Source organism: Streptomyces sp. NPDC030991 (genome assembly GCF_055571235.1).
In genome coordinates this window covers 217,319-235,075 of record NZ_JBVIFR010000009.1, presented here as the reverse complement: position 1 = coordinate 235,075, position 17,757 = coordinate 217,319, and the positions used below count along the sequence as shown (strand labels likewise).

Here is a 17,757-nt window from a genome sequence, read left to right as displayed (position 1 = left end):
GCCCGAGAAGTCACGCCGCCCGGAGCCGCCCCGCCCCCCGGAGTCGTCAGGCCGCCCCGCCCGCGCCGCCCCGTGTCATCCGGGCCCCCAGGTCCCGTACGGCCGTCACCAGTTCCTCCGGGCCCCGGACGTGGAACTCGAAGCCGGTCATCGCCAGCCGTACCGCCGTCCACTCCACCGGCCCCGACGCGGTCGCCCGGAGCCGGCAGCCCCCGCCCGGCAGGGGCTCGGGCCGCCCCACCGTCGGCGGCACCCGCGCGGCGACCTCATCGGCCGGCGCCGCGAACTCGACGTCCAGCTCGTAGGCGCCGCCGCCCCGCGTCTCCATCGACCGGCGCAGATACTCCGCCGCGTCCCCCTCCGGCACCTCCCGCGGGGCGAACCGCGCCCCGGTGGCGAACGGCTCGGTCACCCGGTCGACCCGGAACGTACGCCAGGCGTCGCGGTCGATGTCGTACGCCACCAGGTACCAGCGGCGCCCCGTCGACACCAGCCGGATCGGCTCGACCAGACGGCGCGTCTCCGTGCCGTCGGCCGCGCGGTAATGGAACCGGAGCCGTTCGGTGCCGGCCGTGGCCGACGCGATCACGGTCAGGGTCTCGGGCGCGATGGTGGCGCCGTCCCCCGAGGTCAGCGGGATCGTCGCGGCCTGGAGTGTGCTGACGCGGTGCCGGAGGCGGGACGGCAGCACCTGTTCCAGCTTGGCCAGCGCCCGCACCGACGCCTCCTCGATGCCCTCCACCGCGTGCCCGGCCCCGGCCCGCAGGCCCACCGCGATCGCCACCGCCTCCTCGTCGTCGAGGACGAGCGGTGGCAGCGCCTTGCCCGCGATCAGCCGGTAGCCGCCGTCGGCGCCCATCGAGGCCTGCACGGGATAGCCGAGATCGCGCAGCCGGTCGATGTCCCTGCGCACGGTGCGACGGGAGACCCGCAGCCGCTCGGCGAGCTCGCCGCCGGGCCATTCGCGCGGGGTCTGGAGGAGGGAGAGGAGTTGGAGCAACCGGGCCGGGGTGTCCGTACTGGTCGTCGTCATGCCTCTCATCATGGCGTCCATCTAGGACACGAACCGACCTACATGGTCTCTACGCTTCCGTCATGACCTCACCGACAGCAACGCCCGCACCGGCCGCAGGCCCCGCGCAGACATCACCGGCAGGGCCGGTAGCCGCGGTGGACGCGGGCCCGAGCGCCGGCCCCGACGACCGGCGGCGCTGGTTCGCGCTCGCCATCGTGATGGTGGCGGCCTTCATGGACCTCGTCGACGTCACGATCGTCAACGTCGCCCTGCCCACCATCCAGCGCGACGAGGGCGCCACCACCGGGCAGATCCAGTGGATCACGGCAGGCTACGCACTGGCCTTCGCGGCGCTGCTCATCACGGGCGGCAGGCTCGGCGACATCTTCGGCCGCAAGCGCCTCTTCCTCCTCGGTATCGCCGGGTTCACCGTGGCCTCCGCGCTGTGCGGTCTCGCCGCGAACCCGGAGATGCTCGTCGCCTCCCGCCTCCTCCAGGGCGCCATGGCGGCGCTGATGGTGCCGCAGGTCCTGTCGATCGTGCACGCGACGTTCCCGGCGCACGAGCGCGGCAAGGTCTTCGGCCTGTTCGGCGCGATCGTCGGCCTCGGCGCGGTGACCGGGCCGCTGCTCGGCGCGCTGCTCACCGAGTGGAACATCGCGGGTCTCGAATGGCGCCCGATCTTCCTGATCAACCTGCCCGTCGGCATCGCGGCCCTTATCCTCGGCGCGCGCGTCATCAGCGAGTCGAAGGCCCCGAAGGCGCTGAAGCTGGACCTGGTGGGCGTCGTGCTCGTCACCCTCGCGATGCTGGCCCTCGTCTACCCGCTGACCCAGGGCCGCGAGAACGGCTGGCCGGTGTGGGGCTTCGTGATGATGGCCGCGTCGGTCGTGATCGTCGTCGCGCTGATCGCGTACGAGAAGGCGAAGATCCGGCGCGACGGTTCCCCGCTGATCGAGCTCTCCCTGTTCAAGGTCAAGAGCTTCGCGGCGGGCATAGCCGTGCAGACCGTCTTCGGCGTCACCCTGGGCATCTTCTTCCTGACGTGGACGCTCTACATGCAGCTCGGCCTCGGCTGGAGCGCGCTGCGGGCGGGCCTGACCGGGGTGCCGTTCTCCATCGCCGTCTCGGTCGCCGCCGGTCTCTCCGTGCAGAAGCTGGTGCCGCGCTTCGGCCGCAAGGTGCTCCAGGCGGGCGCGCTCACCATGGCCGCGGGCGTCCTCATCTATGTCTGGGAGTCCGGCCACTACGGCCTGGGGATCGCCTCCTGGCAGATGGCGCTGCCGCTCGTCGTGATGGGCCTCGGCATGGGACTGATCGTCGCCCCGCTGACCGACGCGGTGCTCTCCGAGGTGCCGCGCGAGCACGCGGGTTCGGCGTCCGGGCTCATCAACACCGTCATGCAGATGGGTAACGCGCTCGGCCTGAGCCTGGTCTCGGTGATCTTCTTCAACGTCGTGGAGGACCACGCGAAGCGGGGTGCCGGCAGCGCCGCCTTCATCGACGGCTTCCACAGCTCGCTGCTGTGGGCCGCGGCCATCCTGGTCGGCATCTTCCTGCTGATGTTCGCCCTGCCCCGGAAGGCCGCCGCCGTGGAGGCTCCGTGATGGTGACGCCCTCCCGCTGATGTCTGTTTGTGTCTGTGCGATGCCCGAACCTGTTTACTTTCTGGATATGTGACCGTAGCCTCAAGGCGAAGCCACAGATTCGGGCACAGGTTCGGGCATCTTCGCGGAGCCCCTCACGGACGAAAGCACGGGTGGACGGGCATGTACGCACCGGAGCGCCAGCAGGAGATCCTTCGCCTCGCCCGCGACGGCGGCCGGGTCGACGTACTGTCGCTGGCCGAGGTGTTCCAGGTCACCGCCGAGACCGTCCGGCGCGATCTGAAGGCCCTGGACCGGGCCGGTCTCGTACGCCGGGTGCACGGCGGCGCGATCCCGGCCGGGCGGCTCGATTTCGAGCCCGACCTCGCCGAGCGCGAGAGCACCGCCGCCGACCAGAAGGACCGCATCGCCCGCGCCGCGCTCGCCGAGCTGCCGGCCGAGGGCAGCGTCATCCTGGACGCCGGTTCGACGGTGGCGCGGCTCGCCGCGGCCCTGCCGCTGGAGTCCGAACTCACCGCCGTCACCCACTCCTTGCCCACCGCCGCCCGCCTCGCCGACCACCCCGGCATCCAGCTCCACCTCATCGGCGGCCGGGTCCGCCACCGCACCCGCGCCGCCGTCGACGCCTGGGCGCTGCGCGCGTACGGCGAGATCCGCGCGGACGTCGCCTTCGTCGCGGCCAACGGGTTCTCCACCGCCGCCGGACTGACCACCCCCGACCTCGCCGAGGCCGCCGTGAAACGCGCCGCCGTCGCCGCGGCCCGCCGGGTCGTGCTCCTCGCCGACTCCGGCAAGCACGGCCAGGAGCACTTCGCCCGGTTCGGCGCCCTCGCCGACGTCGACCTGCTCATCACGGACACGGGCCTCACGCCGGAGGACGCCGCGGCGATCGAGGCGGGCGGCACGGAGGTGATCCGGGCGTGAACGCCGATATCCCCGGTCTCCCTGGCCCCACCGGCACCACTGGCGCCACGCGTACGGACGACCCCGAGAAGGCAGCGACCCGCGGCATGATCCTCACCGTCACCCCCAACCCCTCCCTCGACCGCACCTACGAGGTTCCCGGCCTCGACCGCGGCGAGGTCGTACGCGCCACCCGCGAACGCGTGGACCCGGGCGGCAAGGGCGTCAACGTCTCGCGGGCCGTCGCCGCCGCCGGCGCCCCCACCCTGGCCGTGCTGCCCCTGGGCGGCGCTCCCGGCGCCCTGGTCGCCGAGCTCCTCGCCGACCAGGGCATCAAGGTCGCCCCCGTCCCCGTCGCGGGCCAGACCCGGTCGAACATCGCGCTCGCCGAACCCGAAGGCACCCTCACGAAGATCAATGCCCCGGGACCCGAACTCTCCGCGGACGAGGCCGAAGCGCTGCTCCGCACCGTCGGCGAACAGTCGGCGGGCGCCGACTGGATCGCCTGCTGCGGCAGCCTCCCGCGCGGCCTCGCGCCTTCCTGGTACGCCGAGTTGGTGGCCCGCGCCCACGAGGCGGGCGCCCGTATCGCCCTCGACACGTCCGGGCCCGCGCTCCTGGCGGCCCTGCGTGAGCGCCCCGACGTCGTGAAGCCGAACGCCGAGGAGCTCGCCGAGGCCGTCGGCCGCCCGCTCGCCACGGTCGGCGACGCGGTCAAGGCGGCCGAGGAGCTACGGGAGCTGGGCGCGGCCGCCGTCCTCGCCTCGCTCGGCGCGGACGGGCAGCTCCTCGTCGACGCCGCGGGCGCCTGGTTCGCGAGCGCCCCGGTCGAAGCGGTACGGAGCAACGTGGGCGCGGGCGACTCCTCCCTGGCCGGCTTCCTGATCGCGGGCGGCGAAGGCCCCGCGGCCCTGGCGTCGGCGGTCGCCCACGGCGCGGCGGCGGTACAGCTGCCGGGCAGCGCGATGCCGGCCCCGGCCGACCTGGACCCGGACGCGGTGACGCTCACACGGCGGGTCCCGACGGACCTGGCCCTGACGGAGCCGGTGACGTGATGCCGGGTGACGTGAAGTCCGGTGACGTGGCGCCGGGTGACGTGGCCTCCGGCGGAGTACCGCACGGTGACGTGGCCTCCGGTGTCGTGCCGCACGGTGACGTGGCTTCCGGTGTCGTGCCGCATGGCGACGTGGCACCCGGTGACGTATCGACCGGCGAAGTGGCGTCCGGTGTCGCGCCGCCCGGTGACGTAACGACCGGTGTCCTGCCGCCCGGTGACGTGAAGAACAGCCTCCCGACGATCCAGCAGACGCGTACGCGAAGGAGCCCGCGATGAGCGCCGCCGAGATGATCACCGCGGACCTGGTCGACCTCGACCTCGACCTGTCCGCCGACACCAAAGAGGCGGCGGCCCGTTCGCTCGCCGTACGCATGGGGGCCCGGGGCCGGGTCACCGACCTCGACGGTTTCCTCGCCGACGTCGCCGCGCGGGAGGCCCAGATGCCGACGGGCCTCGACGGCGGCATCGGCATCCCGCACTGCCGCAGCGAGCACGTCACCGAGCCGACTCTGGCGTTCGGGCGCTCGGCGCACGGCATCGACTTCGGGGCGCCGGACGGGCCCGCGGACCTGATCTTCCTGATCGCGGCCCCGGCCGGGGCGGACGACGCCCACCTCACGATCCTGTCCTCGCTCGCCCGCCAGCTGATGGACGAGGACTTCAAGGCGGCACTGCGCTCGGCGACCGACGCGGACCGGGTGGCGGCACTGATCCGCGGCGAGACGCCGGTACGGGACGCGGCGCCGGTCGAGACGCCGGTCGAGACGCCGGTCGAGACGCCGGTCGAGACGCCGAACAAGACCGCCGACCCGGCACAGCCGGAGCACCCGGAGCACTCGGAGCACTCGGAACCGCCCGAGCGTGCGGACCAGCCGGGCCAGCCGGGTCACCCGGCACCACCAGGACCGCCGGAGCAGCCCGCGGTGACGGCCACGTTCAAGATCGTGGCCGTCACCTCCTGCCCCACCGGCATCGCCCACACCTACATGGCGGCCGAGGCCCTGGAGAACGCGGCCCGCGCCACCGACGGTGTGGAGCTGGTGGTGGAGACGCAGGGCTCCGCGGGCTTCACCCGCCTCGCACCGGAGGTGATCGCCGCGGCGGACGGCGTGATCTTCGCCCACGACGTCCCGGTCCGCGAGAAGGAACGCTTCGCCGGGAAGCCCACGGTCGATGTCGGCGTGAAGGCCGGGGTGAACCGGCCCGCCGCGCTCATCACCGAAGTACGGGAGAAGGCGACCCGAGGCGAGGCGACCACCGCCACGGATGGCGCCGAGTCCGCGTCATCCACAGCTGTGGACAACTCCGGCTCCCCTGAGGACGGTTACGGGACAAAGCTGCGTAAGTGGCTGATGTCGGGCGTCAGTTACATGGTGCCGTTCGTCGCCGCGGGCGGTCTGCTCATCGCGCTCGGCTTCGCCATCGGCGGCTACGAAGTCGCGGACGTCAAGGTCGAGACCCTGCTCAACAGTTTCGACTGGACCTCCACGACCAGCTGGGCGGCGCTGCTCTTCTACACCGGCCAGGCGGCGTTCGCCTTCCTCGTCCCCGTCCTCGCCGGCTATATCGCATACGGGATGGCGGACCGGCCGGGCCTCGTGCCGGGCTTCGTCGGCGGCTCGATCGCGCTGACCGTCGACGCGGGCTTCCTCGGCGGTCTCGCCGCGGGTCTCATCGCGGGCGGCGTGGTCATGGCGATCCAGCGGGTGAACGTACCGGCTGTGCTGCGCGGCATCATGCCGGTCGTCGTGATCCCGCTGCTCTCCTCGATCGCCGTCGGGTTCCTGATGTTCGTGGTGATCGGCAAGCCGATCGCCTCCCTCCAGAGCGCCCTGACGGACTGGCTCAACTCCCTCTCCGGCGCCAACGCGATCGTCCTCGGCGTGGTCCTCGGCCTGATGATGTCCTTCGACCTGGGCGGCCCGCTCAACAAGGTGGCCTACGCCTTCGCCGTCGGCGGCCTCGCCAACCCGACGGACGGTTCCCTGAAGGTCATGGCCGCCGCGATGGCCGCGGGCATGGTGCCGCCGCTGGCCATGGCGCTCGCCACCACGGTGCGGGGCAGGCTGTTCACGAAGGCCGAGCGGGAGAACGGCAAGGCGGCCTGGGTGCTCGGGGCCTCCTTCATCACCGAGGGTGCGATCCCGTTCGCCGCGGCCGACCCGCTGCGCGTCATCCCCGCCTCCATGGCGGGCGGCGCGGTCACCGGTGCGCTGTCGATGGCGTTCGGCTGCACCCTGCGGGCCCCGCACGGCGGCATCTTCGTGGTCCCGCTGATCGGCAACCCGTTCCTCTACCTGGTCGCGGTCGCCGCCGGTGTCTGCGTCGCGGCCGCCCTGGTCGTCGTACTCAAGGGCATGCGCAAGGCGTCGGAGACGGCGGCAGGCGCCGGGGGCGCGGAGGCGGCGGCGGGCGCCGGGTCGAAGATCCCGGCCGCCGTGTGAGGGCCGGAAGCCGGAACTGTCCGTTCCTGCGAGATACGTCACGGTCCGGGACCAAAGGCCCGGTCCGTGGTGTTCACTGGAACGCATGCCTGAGCACGTGTCGATCCTTCAGCAGACGGGCCTGGTGATCCTCGCGGTCGCCACGGTGGCATGGGTGGTCGGTGTGATCCGGCTGGTGCGCGTCGTCGCCTTCGCCCCGCCCCGGCCGCGGACCCTGCCGATGGGCGCGCTGCCGGGCCAGTCCAAGGCGCCCGCCCTGGAGTCGGTCCCGCTCACCGCCGACGAGCAGGATGCTTTCGCCGGTCTGGTACGCCAGTTCGGCCGAGGCTGAACGAAGCACTCGTCAGGCGCTCGTCCTGCGCGTCGCCGCCCGGTGCTCGATCGCCGCGCGGGCGGCCTCCTGCGTCGGATACACCTCGCACATGTGCCGGCCGTCCGGCGTCGCCGTGTGCTCGACCTCCCACAGGCTGATCTCGCTGCCGTCCCGGAGCAGGAACGCGTGCTCGTACAGGGCGAATCCCTGGCTGACGCGGCGGCCGAACGCCTGCGTGATCTGGTGGGCGCACGCCTCCCGCAGCAGCCCCGCCGTGCCGGGGCCCGGCCGGGTCGCCGGGTCCGGGTTCTCCGCGCGGCGCAGCAGCCGGCGGGCGTGGTCCACGGAGCTGTCCGGGTCGGTGGGGTCGAACCGGCGCCGCTCCGGCGGGACCGCCGACAGCTGCGCGGGGACGAGGGGCACGTGGATGTCGAAGTCCGGTGCGGCCTCCGGGGGTAACGGCAGGCGGGCCGTGGCCAGTTGCAGCTCGTCCTCGGTGACGTAGACCTCGTGCTGCTCCCTGCCGTCCCGGCCCGTGTTGTGGACCAGCTCCCACAGGGTGAGGGCGCTGCCGTCGGCGAGGAGCCAGGTGTGCCGGTACGTCTCCCGGTGCCGTCCCGCGCTGTGGTGGGCCGAGTGCAGGGAACCGGCGTACGCGAGCGCGCTGTCGAGCAGGTGCAGGGTCTCGTCGGGCAGCTCGAAGGAGTTGAGCGCGCGGCCGAGGAGCTGCGCCAGATGCTCGTCGGGTGACGAGGGGGCCGGCGGGGTCGCCGACGCGGACGCCGACGTGGACGGAGGCACCGACGCGGACGGGGTCACCGATATGGGCGGGGACACCGGCGCGGACTCGGACACCGGTGCGGACGGGGAGACCGGTGCGGACGACGTGGCGTCGAACTCGTAGTCGTGCGGAACGCTCAAGGCACCTCCCGGCATTGCTGCATGTCACCTTGTGGGTGCATACCGTAGCCCCTGCATCGGACATCATGTCCCTGAAATTGCAAACGGGGAACGGGAATTGGGAAACCTGCCCGCAGAACGCGTGGGCCGCGCGGAAGGTTCCCGCGCGGCCCTGCTGTTCTGCCCTGTTTTTCCGGTCCTGGCCTCCGCCCCGGCGGGGGTCAGACGGCGCTGTCCGCCGTCCACTGGCTCCAGCTGAGGTTCCAGCCGTTGAGGCCGTTGTCGGGGGCGATCGTCTTGTCCGGGGAGTTCTTCATGGTCACGACATCGCCGACGAGCGAGTTGTCGAAGAACCACTTGGCGGTCGTGTCACCGCCCGCTCCCTTGACGTCACGCATGCCGACGCAGCCGTGGCTGGTGCCCTGGGCGCCGAAGATGCCGGGCGAGCTCCAGTAGTTGCCGTGGATGAACGTCCCGGACTGCGACAGGCGCATCGCGTGCGGCACGTCCGCGATGTCGTACTCGCCGCCGAAGCCGACCGTCGAGCCGTTCATCCGCGTCTGCACGAACTTCTCGGAGATCACCATCTGCCCGTTGTACGTGGGGTGCGCGGCGCTGCCCGTGGAGACCGGGACGGTCTTGATGGTCTGTCCGTCGCGCACCACCGTCATCTGCTGGGTGTGCGCGTCGACCGTGGAGACCTGCTTGCGGCCGACGGTGAAGGTGACCGTCTTGTCCTGCACGCCGTGGATGCCGTTCGCCCCCTCGACACCGTCGAGGGCGATCTTCATGGTGACCTTGGAACCGGCCTTCCAGTAGTCCTCCGGCCGGAAGTCCAGGCGCTGGGCGCCGAACCAGTGACCGACGACCCGCTGCCCGCTGCTGGAGGTGACCGTGATGTGCGACTGCACGGCCTTCTTCTCCGAGATCGCCTTGTCGAACGTGAACGACACCGGCATGCCGACACCGACCGTCGAACCGTTGTCCGGCGTGTACGTGCCGATGAAGCTGTTCGTGTTCGAAACGGTCGTGAAGATCGAGTTGGCGGCGGCCGTGTGACCGTCCCCGTCCTTGGCGGTGGCGGAGAGGCGGTACTTGGTGCCGCGCTCCAACTGCTCCTTCGGCTTCCAGGTCGCGCCGCTCGCGGCGATCGTGCCCGGGACCTGCTTGCCGGACGCCGATTCGGTCATCTTCACGTCGGTGAGCTTGCCGTCGCTGACCTTGACGCCGGTCGCGTTGATCGACGCGCCGGTGGAACCGTCCTTCGCCGAAATGGTGATCTGCGGGGCGTCCTGCGCGCCGTTGCGGCCGTCCTTGTCCGCGTCGGCGTTGGCGCTGCCGCCGCAGGCCGTGAGGGTGAGGGCGCCGAGGGCGAGGGTGGCGCACGCGACGGCCATGTTCTGCCTTCTCACGGTCTGCTCCTGTTCATACGTCTTTGCGCAATTCTGCGCATATCCGGGTGTCTTTATGGCTATCTGCGGAGTCTGCTGTTCTTCGCGGGTTTCCAGGTGGTTACCCGATGTGTGGAGAGAGCCCGAGACGGCTGGAGAGGTTCCTTCCGTTTGTTGTGAAGGCAGACACAGGGACAGTTCTGTTACGCAACGGGACCTGTCAGGCCGTCGGGGCGCCGTAGAGATCGCTGTAGGACACGTACGTGCCGCCGGGGCCGCGCACCGACTCCGCCGCGCGCACGGCCCGCACGATCGCGCGCGTGACCAGGTCCGCGCCGGCGGCCAGGATCTCGTTGAGCGCGAGCGGATTCGCGGCGTCGAGCGGGCGTGCGCCCGTGGCGAGAGCGAAGACCGTGTCGCCGTCGTTGAGCAGATGCACCGGCCGCACGGCGCGCGCGATCCCGTCGTGCGCGGTACCCGCGACCTTCTGCGCCTGCGCGCGACTGAGATCGGCGTCGGTGGCGACGACGGCGAGGGTGGTGTTGAGTGGCGGCACCGCGGCGGGGCCCGAGGGCGGGGTCGGGTCCGAGGGTGGGGGGCCCGAGGGCGTGGCGGGGTCCGAGAGCAGGGCCGGGTCCGAGAGTGGCGCGGGGTTGTTGGCGGCGGCGGTCTCGGCCAGCCGTTCGATCGCCGCGTCGTGGACGGCGCGGGAGGGGTACGGCACGGGGCCGCGGTCCGCGAAGAACTCCCCGTACAGCGCCCCGGTCGCCGGGTCCAGCGCCGAGCCCGCCGCGTTGGCGACCACCAGCGCGCTCACCGTGATCCCCGAACCGAGCACGGTGGACGCGGTGCCGACGCCGCCGCGCACCTCCCCGACGAGCGCCCCGGTGCCCGCGCCCACATTGCCTTCCTGAACCGGGGAGCGCGGCTCCGTCGCCGCGGCGGCCGTCACCGCGGCGCGGCCCGTGGCGGCGTCGGGGCGGGCGCCCCAGTCGCCGCCACGGCCGAGGTCGAAGACGCAGGCCGCCGGCACCACCGGGACGACGCGCCCCGGCCCGCCCGCGGGGACGCCCCGGCCGTGCTCCTCCAGCCAGGCCATCACCCCGGACGCCGAGTCGAGCCCGTACGCGCTGCCGCCCGTGAGGACGATCGCCTCGATGCGCTGCACCAGGTTGCGCGGGTCGAGCGCGTCGGTCTCCCGGGTGCCGGGGCCGCCGCCGCGCACGTCCACGGCGGTGACCGCGCCGCCCTCGGGGGCCAGCACGACGGTGGTACCGGTCAGAAAGCCGTCACCGGCGCGGGTGGCGTGCCCGACCCGCACCCCCGTCACGTCGGTGAGGGCATCGTTGTAGGTCGTCGTCATATGGCATGCGTACCACGGGAGTTGCGGGCCGGCGGCGCGCGGACGAGCCCCGGGACCATGTTTTTGTGAATGCGTTCACAAGCGGGTCTGGGGCGAAAATCCCGAGGAAAACCCCAGTTCGGAGCGGTGCTTCCCGTATCCACAAGCTGGGCGAGGCGAAGTGGCAGGCGCTCGGCAAGCCCTGCACGCTGCACGACACGCCCTCGCCCACCGCCGAGCGGATCAACACCGCCAAGTCGATCTTCGAGGCCCAGGGCCTCACCGCGGTCCGAGCCCCGGTCCGCCCCCGCGACGTACCCTGGCACCATGAGCACCGCCGACCAGCCCGAACCGCGCGACCCGAAGACCGCGCTGATCTTCGACGACCCGCTGACGGCCCAGTCGTCCGACGACACGGACCGCGGCTGGGGCGAGCGGCCCGCGGCCGGCGACAGCAGCGCCGCCGACCTGGCCCGCTTCCTCGACGAGAAGCCGCCCCACCACCTGTGAAGCGCCGCCGAGGCCGAGGCCGCGGCCGCGGCTAGGACTCGGTGTGCCCCGAGCCGCGCTGCGCCACGAGCGAGTCGCGGATCTCCTTGAGGACCTCCAGCTCGGAGACCTCGACCGTCTCCTGCGCCCCTTCCCTCGCCGCCCTGCGCTCGGCCTGCCTGGCCAGGTACTTGGCCATCGGCAGCACCATCAGGAAGTAGACGACCGCGGCCGTGATGAGGAAGCCGAGCGCCGCGCTGAGGACCGAACCCCACAGGATCTCGATGCCCTCGTCGCCGGTGCACGGGCCCTTCAGGCAGGACTTGTAGCCCTCCAGGTCCTGGGTGCCGAAGGCGCCGACGATCGGGTTGATGACGCCCTTCACCACCGCGTTCACGACGTTGGTGAACGCGGCGCCGATGACGACCGCGACCGCCAGATCGATCACGTTGCCGCGCATCAGGAAGGCTTTGAAGCCCTCCCACAGACTCGGCTTGTTCTTCTCGCTCACCAAGAGGCCTTTCTTCACGTGCGCCGGATGCGGAGCAAACGACTTCGCAACCTACGACAGCGCGGGTCAGACCTGTCCATTCCGGTAACTCGATCGGGGGACCGGCCTTTGCCGCGGCCCTCACCACAGCGTCACCGCCAGGCGGGAGTTGGCACCGGCGCCCGCGAGCCGCACGGCCGTGGCGCGGTCCACCGACAGCACCACCAGCGACCCGCCCCCGGCCATCGGCCCGCCCGCCTGCCCGGGCGCTGTCTCCCCCGACATCTGCGACGCCTCCGGTACGGACGTCACCCGGGCCCGCGACGCGAGGACCCGCACCCCGGGCCCGCCGTCCGCTCGCGCCGCCACCACGTCCACCCGGTCGCCGGGCCGCAACAGCCGCACCGCGCCCGCGTCCGCGATCCGCACCGGCGCCGACACCGACACGGCGGGGCCCCGCGCCCGCTCGCCGGGCGGCGCCTGCGCCCCTTCGTGCCCTCGGCCCGGGCTGGACGACGGCACTGCGGCCGCCAGCGCCGCAGCGGCCAGGGCGAGGCCCGCGGCGACGGCCGGCCCGCGCCGACGGCGCCCCGCGCGTCCGGGCCGCCACCGCGGACCACGTACGCGCACGGGAGGGAAGGAAGGCACCTCGGACGTCGGGGGAGTGCTGAGCTGGGCCGGGGGAGTCGTCGCGGACATAGCCGTCACCGCCTGCGGGTCGGGGCCCACGGAGCCCACGGGCCGGACCGGTCAGAACCGGTCGGAACCGGTGAGGCCGGGTGGCGCCGAAGGGCCCTGTCGGGACCTGATGGGACCTGATGGGACCTGAGAGGAGTGCATGGGACTGGGGAGGACTGGATGGGACCGGGTGGGAACGGACGGGCATCACGCCCGTCGCACCCACCACGATCCGCCTCTCCGCCGGATCCCGCTGAACCCCGTGCACTACCGCCCGGTTGTGGACAACTCCCTCACCCGAAGGGGTACTTCACGCCGTCACATCACGGCAGCCGGAACCCCGGGTCCATCCCCCCGAGCGCCCCGGCGCACAGACAGTCCCGCTCCTCGGTGGCCGGCAGCCCCGCGACCGCGTCGAACAGCACGGTTCGCAGCCGGCCCACATTCGCCGCGAACACCTTGAGCACCTCGTCGTGCGAGACGCCCTCCCCACTCTCGGCGCCCGCGTCGAGGTCCGTGACGAGCGTCAACGACGTGTAGCAGAGCTCCAGTTCACGGGCGAGCATCGCCTCCGGGTGCCCGGTCATGCCCACCACCGACCAGCCCATCGCGGCGTGCCACCGCGATTCGGCGCGCGTCGAGAAGCGCGGGCCCTCGACCACGACGAGCGTGCCGCCGTCCACCGGCTCCCAGTCCTTGCCGCGCGCTGCCTTCACCGCGGCCTTGCGGCCCGTCGGGCAGTACGGGTCGGCGGGCGAGACGTGCACGACGTTCGGCACGGTGCCGTCGGGCAGCGGCAGCCCGTCGAAGTAGGTCTGCGCCCGTGACTTCGTGCGGTCCACGAACTGGTCCGGCACCAGCAGCGTCCCCGGCCCGTACTCCGGCCGCAGCCCCCCGACCGCGCACGGCCCGAGTACCTGGTGTACGCCCACCGAGCGCAGCGCCCACAGATTGGCGCGGTAGTTGATGCGGTGCGGCGGCAGATGGTGGCCGCGCCCGTGCCGGGGCAGGAAGGCGACCTGGCGTCCGGCGACCTCGCCCAGGAAGAGCGAGTCGCTCGGAGGTCCGTAGGGGGTGTCCACCTGGACCTCGGTCACGTCGTCGAGGAACGAGTAGAAGCCGGAGCCGCCGATCACACCGATCTCGGCGTCGGCACGGGTGTTCGCATTGGTCGCCATGGTCAGCACAGTAACCAAAGGCGGGAACACCGAAGACCCCGCCGTCGGGGACGGCAGGGTCTGGTGGGACGGCTCTTGGAAGGTCGCGCCTAGGCGGCGGACGACGAGCTGGAGGAGCTGCTGGAGCTGCTGGACGCCGAGGAGCCGGACGAGCTCGACGACGACTTCGTGTCCGAGGACGAGGACGAGGTCGAGGCCGTGGACGACGACGTCGACGACTCGGAGCCCGACTTCGCGGGCGACGACGCCGGGCTGCTGCTCGACGAGGAGCCTCGGCTGTCGTTGCGGTAGAAGCCCGAGCCCTTGAAGACGATGCCGACAGCCGAGAAAACCTTCTTCAGGCGGCCACCGCAGTTGGGGCACTCGGTGAGGGCGTTGTCGGTGAACTTCTGCACCGCCTCGAGGCCTTCGCCGCACTCGGTGCACTGGTACTGGTAAGTCGGCACTGTGTCTTCCTCCTGGCACTCTCACTCGATGAGTGCTAACGACGGTCCATAGTGACGTATTCCGCGAGATCAGTCCACTGTCACCGGCTGTCGGTGACCCACGCCACGTGCGACGGTGCGACCCGGCGGCGGCGGAACGAGCCGTGAGCGCAGCAGGTACATGACCCCGAGGGCCAGCAGGGTGCCGCCCATCGGGACGAGGAACCCCGCGCCGTCCCAGAAGCGGTCCTCCAGCTGGCCCGCGACCGTCACGGCCACCGCCTGGCCGAGCGCGACGGCGCCGGTCAGCCAGGTGAAGGCCTCGGTGCGGGAGCTCGCGGGGACGATCGACTCGACGAGCGTGTAGCCGGTGATCAGGGCGGGCGCGATGCACACGCCGACGAGCAGCCCGAGCCCGGCGAGCAGCAGTACTGACTGCGCCGCCCACAGGCCGGACGCGGTCAGCGCCAGGGCCGTGTAGCCGACGAGCAGACGGCGCTGCGGCGCGATCTTCCAGGCGATGGCACCGCAGACGATGCCGGAGAGCATGTTGCCCGCGGCGAAGGTGCCGTAGAGGACGCCATTGAGGCCGGGTTCGCCGATCGCCTCGGTGTAGGCGGCGAGCGAGACCTGCATGCCGCCGAAGACGGAGCCGATGCCGAGGAACGTCACGATCAGCACCCGCACGCCGGGGACGCGGAGCGCGGAGACGTGCTCCACGCGCGCGTGCCCGTCCAGGGCGCTGTCCGCGTGCCCCTTGCGGGTGTGCGCCGACGGGGTGGGCTGCGTGCCCTTCTGGGCGGCGAACAGCAGCCCGCCGACAAGGGTGAGCGCGGCTTCGGTGACGAGCCCGGCGGCCGGGTTGATGCCGGTGCACAACGCGGTGGCGAACAGCGGGCCGAGGACGAAGGTGAACTCGTCGGTGACCGACTCGAAGGCCGCCGCGGTCTGCATCAGGGGCGAGCCCTGGAGCCTGACGCCCCACCGGGCGCGCACCATGGGGCCGACCTGGGGCGTGGAGGCGCCCGTCGGCACGGCCGCGAGGAACAGCGCCCACGTGGGCGCCCCGGACAGGGCGAGGACGGTCAGGGTGAGCCCCGAGGCGCAGTGCACGAGGACGCCGGGGAGCAGGACGGCCCGCTGGCCGAAGCGGTCGGCCAGTTTGCCGGTGTAGGGCGCGAAAAGCGCCATGGAGACGCCGGTCGTCGCCGAGACCGCGCCGGCGGTCCCGTACGAGCCGGAGGTGTGCTGGACGAGCAGCACGATGGAGATGGTCAGCATCGCGAACGGCTGGCGTGCCGCGAAGCCGGGGAGCAGGAACGTCCAGGCTCCGCGGGTGCGCAGCAGCTGTCCGTAACCCGGGCGTACATCGGAGGTGCCGGGAACCGTGGCCTTCTGTGGCACGGCCCTCGCCTTTCTGCCGCCTGGTGGCCCGGTGCCTCCTGGTCGAAGGGCGCCGGGCCGAGAGCCGTCCTCATATGCGCCGGGAACCGAGTGATACCTGCGGTCCGCGCCAGGAGAGGCCCTGGGCCAGGCAGTGCGGCCACGTCGAGGGGCGGCGCTGCAAGGGGACCGCGGCCGCTTTGCGGTCGCGCCGGCTCTACGTCAGGCAGAGTCGGTGATTCGTGATTCGTGATTCGTGGATCTGGGTTCTGGGTTCGTGGATCTTTGGTCCACCCGACCATGTTAACGGCCGGTCGACCATGTTAACGGTCGGTTTCGCCCCCTGTGCCCAGCCAGCCGGCGAGCTTGCCGCCGTGCGCGACGGCCCGCAGGCGCGCCTCCGCGGCGTCACGCACCGGGTCGGTGGCCACGACCAGGAGTTCGTCGCCCCGGCGCAGCACGGTGGTGGGGGACGGCACGAAGGACGTCCCGTCACGCACGACCAGGGTCACGGCGGCGCCCTTGGGCATCCGCAGCTCGCCGACCTCCACGCCGTGCATCCGGGAGCCCTCCGGGACGGAGACGGACAGCAGGTGTCCGCGCAGCCGCTCCAGGGGTGCGGAGTCGATGCCGAGGTCGGCGGCCTCGGACGAACCCAGGCCCAGCTTTCGGGCGAGCCAGGGCAGGGTGGGCCCCTGGATGAGGGTGTAGACGACGACCAGCACGAAGACGATGTTGAAGATTCGCCGGCTGCCCGCGACGCCGGTCACCATCGGAATGGTCGCCAGGATGATGGGCACGGCCCCGCGCAGTCCCGCCCATGACATGAGGGCCTGCTCCCGCCACGGTATGCGGAAGGGCGCCAGGCTGAGGACCACTTCCAGGGGGCGCGCCACCACCGTCAGTACGAGTCCGATGACGAGCGCGGGCACGATGTCGTCGGCCAGTTCGTGCGGTGTGACGAGCAGTCCGAGCAGTACGAACATGCCGATCTGCGCGATCCAGCCGAGCCCCTCGGCGAAGCCCCTCGTGGCCGCCCAGTGCGGCAGTTTGGCGTTGCCCATGACCATGGCGGCCAGGTAGACGGCGAGGAAGCCACTGCCGTGGGCCATGGCGCCCGCGGCGTACGCGACGGTGGCGATGGCCATCACGGCGATGGGGTAGAGGCCGGAGGCGGGCAGGGCGACGTGCCGCAGCCCGTAGGAGCCGAGCCACCCGACGGCGAGCCCGAGCGCGGCGCCGATGGCGAGCTCCAGGGCGATCTCGCCGACGAGGACGTACCAGTGCTCCACGGGGCCGGCGGCCGAGAAGGCGACGACAAGGATGACGACCGGGGCGTCGTTGAAGCCGGACTCCGCCTCCAGGACGCCGGTGATGCGCGAGGGCAGTGGCACCTTGCGCAGGACGGAGAAGACGGCCGCGGCGTCCGTGGAGGAGACCACCGCGCCGATGATGAGGGCCTGGTGCCATTCAAGGCCGACCAGGTAGTGCGCGCCCGCCGCCGTCACACCCACACTCACCGCGACGCCCACGAGCGACAGGGCGACGGCCGCAGGGAGCGCCGGTTTGATCTCCTTCCACTTCGTGCCCAGGCCGCCTTCGGCCAGGATCACGACGAGGGCCGCGTAGCCGATGACCTGGGTCAACTCGGCATCGCTGAAGGAGACGTCGCCGATCCCGTCCTGGCCCATGGCGATGCCGATGCCCAGGTAGAGGAGCAGGCTGGGCAGCCCGCTGCGCGAGGAGATGCGTACCGCGGCGACCGCGATGAGCAGCACGAGCGCGCTCACGAGCAGGAGCTGGTTGAGGTGGTGGACAGTCAGGGGCTGGTCCTTCCGCGAGAGGTCGTCGCAGGGGGCGGGCGCGGGGTGCCGCGCCATGGTCAACGAGCGAGGTACTTCGTTACCTTACCTAATCGTTAACGCTTTCTTGATGCTCGGGCCATTGCTCGGGCCATTGCTCACGCCATTGCTCGGGCCCTTGCGCCGAGCCGTGCTCAAGCCCTCGGCGGACCCCGCCCGGACCCTCGCACCGACCCCGCCCGGGCCCTCGCCGAGGCCGTCGCGCAGACTCTCCGCAACCTCCGGACGGGTCCGCTTCCTGACTCCGCGTCCGGGCGCGCACCGCACTGCTCGTATGGTT

Annotated in this window: 17 protein-coding genes; 7 read left to right on the top strand and 10 right to left on the bottom strand. The window is 72.0% G+C overall.

Annotation, left to right across the window (positions count from 1 at the left end):
* Positions 1–46: 46 nt before the first annotated feature.
* On the bottom strand, positions 47–1,033 hold the full coding sequence (locus ACZ45E_RS19560) for a helix-turn-helix transcriptional regulator (RefSeq protein ID WP_468222201.1): 987 nt from the start codon (positions 1,031–1,033) through the stop codon (positions 47–49).
* A 62-nt stretch (positions 1,034–1,095) separates the two neighbouring features.
* Here ACZ45E_RS19560 and ACZ45E_RS19555 point away from each other — a divergent pair, with 62 nt between their 5' ends.
* The 6 genes from ACZ45E_RS19555 to ACZ45E_RS19530 all read left to right on the top strand — a co-directional run bounded on the left by ACZ45E_RS19555 (position 1,096) and on the right by ACZ45E_RS19530 (position 7,357).
* Complete coding sequence (locus ACZ45E_RS19555; RefSeq protein ID WP_468222200.1) at positions 1,096–2,622, top strand: MFS transporter; 1,527 nt, start codon at positions 1,096–1,098, stop codon at positions 2,620–2,622.
* Between the two features lie 162 nt (positions 2,623–2,784).
* Positions 2,785–3,546, top strand: coding sequence for a DeoR/GlpR family DNA-binding transcription regulator (locus tag ACZ45E_RS19550; RefSeq protein WP_468222198.1), 762 nt, complete (start codon positions 2,785–2,787; stop codon positions 3,544–3,546).
* Between the two features lie 86 nt (positions 3,547–3,632).
* Positions 3,633–4,580 carry a 1-phosphofructokinase gene (pfkB, locus tag ACZ45E_RS19545; RefSeq protein ID WP_468222341.1) on the top strand — a complete coding sequence of 316 codons (948 nt, stop codon included), beginning with the start codon at positions 3,633–3,635 and terminating at the stop codon, positions 4,578–4,580.
* Positions 4,580–4,858, top strand: a complete 279-nt coding sequence (locus ACZ45E_RS19540; RefSeq protein WP_468222197.1) for a hypothetical protein — start codon at positions 4,580–4,582, stop codon at positions 4,856–4,858. The genes pfkB and ACZ45E_RS19540 overlap by 1 nt, the downstream gene beginning before the upstream one ends.
* Positions 4,855–7,026, top strand: a complete 2,172-nt coding sequence (locus tag ACZ45E_RS19535; RefSeq protein ID WP_468222196.1) for a PTS fructose transporter subunit IIABC — start codon at positions 4,855–4,857, stop codon at positions 7,024–7,026. Before ACZ45E_RS19540 ends, ACZ45E_RS19535 begins: the two co-directional genes overlap by 4 nt.
* Before the next feature lie 85 nt (positions 7,027–7,111).
* Positions 7,112–7,357, top strand: coding sequence for a hypothetical protein (locus tag ACZ45E_RS19530; RefSeq protein WP_468222194.1), 246 nt, complete (start codon positions 7,112–7,114; stop codon positions 7,355–7,357).
* 12 nt (positions 7,358–7,369) lie between these two features.
* Here ACZ45E_RS19530 and ACZ45E_RS19525 read toward each other — a convergent pair whose 3' ends face one another.
* From ACZ45E_RS19525 to ACZ45E_RS19515, 3 genes are all read right to left on the bottom strand, one after another.
* Positions 7,370–8,140: a DUF6227 family protein gene (locus ACZ45E_RS19525; protein WP_468222339.1), complete on the bottom strand. Its 771-nt coding sequence runs from the start codon at positions 8,138–8,140 to the stop codon at positions 7,370–7,372.
* A 320-nt stretch (positions 8,141–8,460) separates the two neighbouring features.
* Positions 8,461–9,636 carry a L,D-transpeptidase gene (locus ACZ45E_RS19520; RefSeq protein ID WP_468222337.1) on the bottom strand — a complete coding sequence of 392 codons (1,176 nt, stop codon included), beginning with the start codon at positions 9,634–9,636 and terminating at the stop codon, positions 8,461–8,463.
* A 214-nt stretch (positions 9,637–9,850) separates the two neighbouring features.
* A complete protein-coding gene (locus ACZ45E_RS19515; protein WP_468222193.1) occupies positions 9,851–10,993 on the bottom strand; it encodes a P1 family peptidase in 1,143 nt (380 codons plus the stop codon).
* Positions 10,994–11,299: 306 nt separating this feature from the next.
* On the opposite strand from ACZ45E_RS19515, the gene ACZ45E_RS19510 reads away from it, so the two are divergent.
* The gene (locus tag ACZ45E_RS19510) at positions 11,300–11,482 is read left to right on the top strand and encodes a hypothetical protein (RefSeq protein ID WP_468222191.1); all 183 of its coding nucleotides are present in this window, start codon (positions 11,300–11,302) and stop codon (positions 11,480–11,482) included.
* A 31-nt stretch (positions 11,483–11,513) separates the two neighbouring features.
* On the opposite strand, the gene mscL is transcribed toward ACZ45E_RS19510, so the two are convergent.
* The 6 genes from mscL to ACZ45E_RS19480 all read right to left on the bottom strand — a co-directional run bounded on the left by mscL (position 11,514) and on the right by ACZ45E_RS19480 (position 17,495).
* The gene (gene mscL / locus ACZ45E_RS19505; RefSeq protein ID WP_468222190.1) at positions 11,514–11,972 is read right to left on the bottom strand and encodes a large conductance mechanosensitive channel protein MscL; all 459 of its coding nucleotides are present in this window, start codon (positions 11,970–11,972) and stop codon (positions 11,514–11,516) included.
* Between the two features lie 120 nt (positions 11,973–12,092).
* Positions 12,093–12,581, bottom strand: coding sequence for an RcpC/CpaB family pilus assembly protein (locus ACZ45E_RS19500; RefSeq protein ID WP_468222189.1), 489 nt, complete (start codon positions 12,579–12,581; stop codon positions 12,093–12,095).
* A 371-nt stretch (positions 12,582–12,952) separates the two neighbouring features.
* Entirely contained in the window at positions 12,953–13,807 is an 855-nt protein-coding gene (locus tag ACZ45E_RS19495; RefSeq protein ID WP_468222187.1) for an S-methyl-5'-thioadenosine phosphorylase, read from the bottom strand.
* An 89-nt stretch (positions 13,808–13,896) separates the two neighbouring features.
* Positions 13,897–14,253 carry an FmdB family zinc ribbon protein gene (locus tag ACZ45E_RS19490; protein ID WP_468222186.1) on the bottom strand — a complete coding sequence of 119 codons (357 nt, stop codon included), beginning with the start codon at positions 14,251–14,253 and terminating at the stop codon, positions 13,897–13,899.
* Between the two features lie 69 nt (positions 14,254–14,322).
* Positions 14,323–15,636: an MFS transporter gene (locus tag ACZ45E_RS19485; protein WP_468222185.1), complete on the bottom strand. Its 1,314-nt coding sequence runs from the start codon at positions 15,634–15,636 to the stop codon at positions 14,323–14,325.
* A 302-nt stretch (positions 15,637–15,938) separates the two neighbouring features.
* The gene (locus tag ACZ45E_RS19480) at positions 15,939–17,495 is read right to left on the bottom strand and encodes a potassium/proton antiporter (protein WP_468222184.1); all 1,557 of its coding nucleotides are present in this window, start codon (positions 17,493–17,495) and stop codon (positions 15,939–15,941) included.
* Positions 17,496–17,757 lie beyond the last annotated feature (262 nt).

Excerpts from the sequence above, each read along its gene's own strand:
- ACZ45E_RS19495 (WP_468222187.1), bottom strand. The coding sequence starts at position 13,807 with ATGGCGACCAATGCGAACACCCGTGCCGACGCCGAGATCGGTGTGATC.
- pfkB (WP_468222341.1), top strand. The coding sequence starts at position 3,633 with ATGATCCTCACCGTCACCCCCAACCCCTCCCTCGACCGCACCTACGAG.
- ACZ45E_RS19550 (WP_468222198.1), top strand. The coding sequence starts at position 2,785 with ATGTACGCACCGGAGCGCCAGCAGGAGATCCTTCGCCTCGCCCGCGAC.
- ACZ45E_RS19515 (WP_468222193.1), bottom strand. The coding sequence starts at position 10,993 with ATGACGACGACCTACAACGATGCCCTCACCGACGTGACGGGGGTGCGG.
- ACZ45E_RS19520 (WP_468222337.1), bottom strand. The coding sequence starts at position 9,636 with ATGGCCGTCGCGTGCGCCACCCTCGCCCTCGGCGCCCTCACCCTCACG.
- ACZ45E_RS19530 (WP_468222194.1), top strand. The coding sequence starts at position 7,112 with ATGCCTGAGCACGTGTCGATCCTTCAGCAGACGGGCCTGGTGATCCTC.
- ACZ45E_RS19510 (WP_468222191.1), top strand. The coding sequence starts at position 11,300 with ATGAGCACCGCCGACCAGCCCGAACCGCGCGACCCGAAGACCGCGCTG.
- ACZ45E_RS19555 (WP_468222200.1), top strand. The coding sequence starts at position 1,096 with ATGACCTCACCGACAGCAACGCCCGCACCGGCCGCAGGCCCCGCGCAG.
- ACZ45E_RS19540 (WP_468222197.1), top strand. The coding sequence starts at position 4,580 with ATGCCGGGTGACGTGAAGTCCGGTGACGTGGCGCCGGGTGACGTGGCC.
- ACZ45E_RS19560 (WP_468222201.1), bottom strand. The coding sequence starts at position 1,033 with ATGACGACGACCAGTACGGACACCCCGGCCCGGTTGCTCCAACTCCTC.
- ACZ45E_RS19535 (WP_468222196.1), top strand. The coding sequence starts at position 4,855 with ATGAGCGCCGCCGAGATGATCACCGCGGACCTGGTCGACCTCGACCTC.
- ACZ45E_RS19480 (WP_468222184.1), bottom strand. The coding sequence starts at position 17,495 with ATGGCGCGGCACCCCGCGCCCGCCCCCTGCGACGACCTCTCGCGGAAG.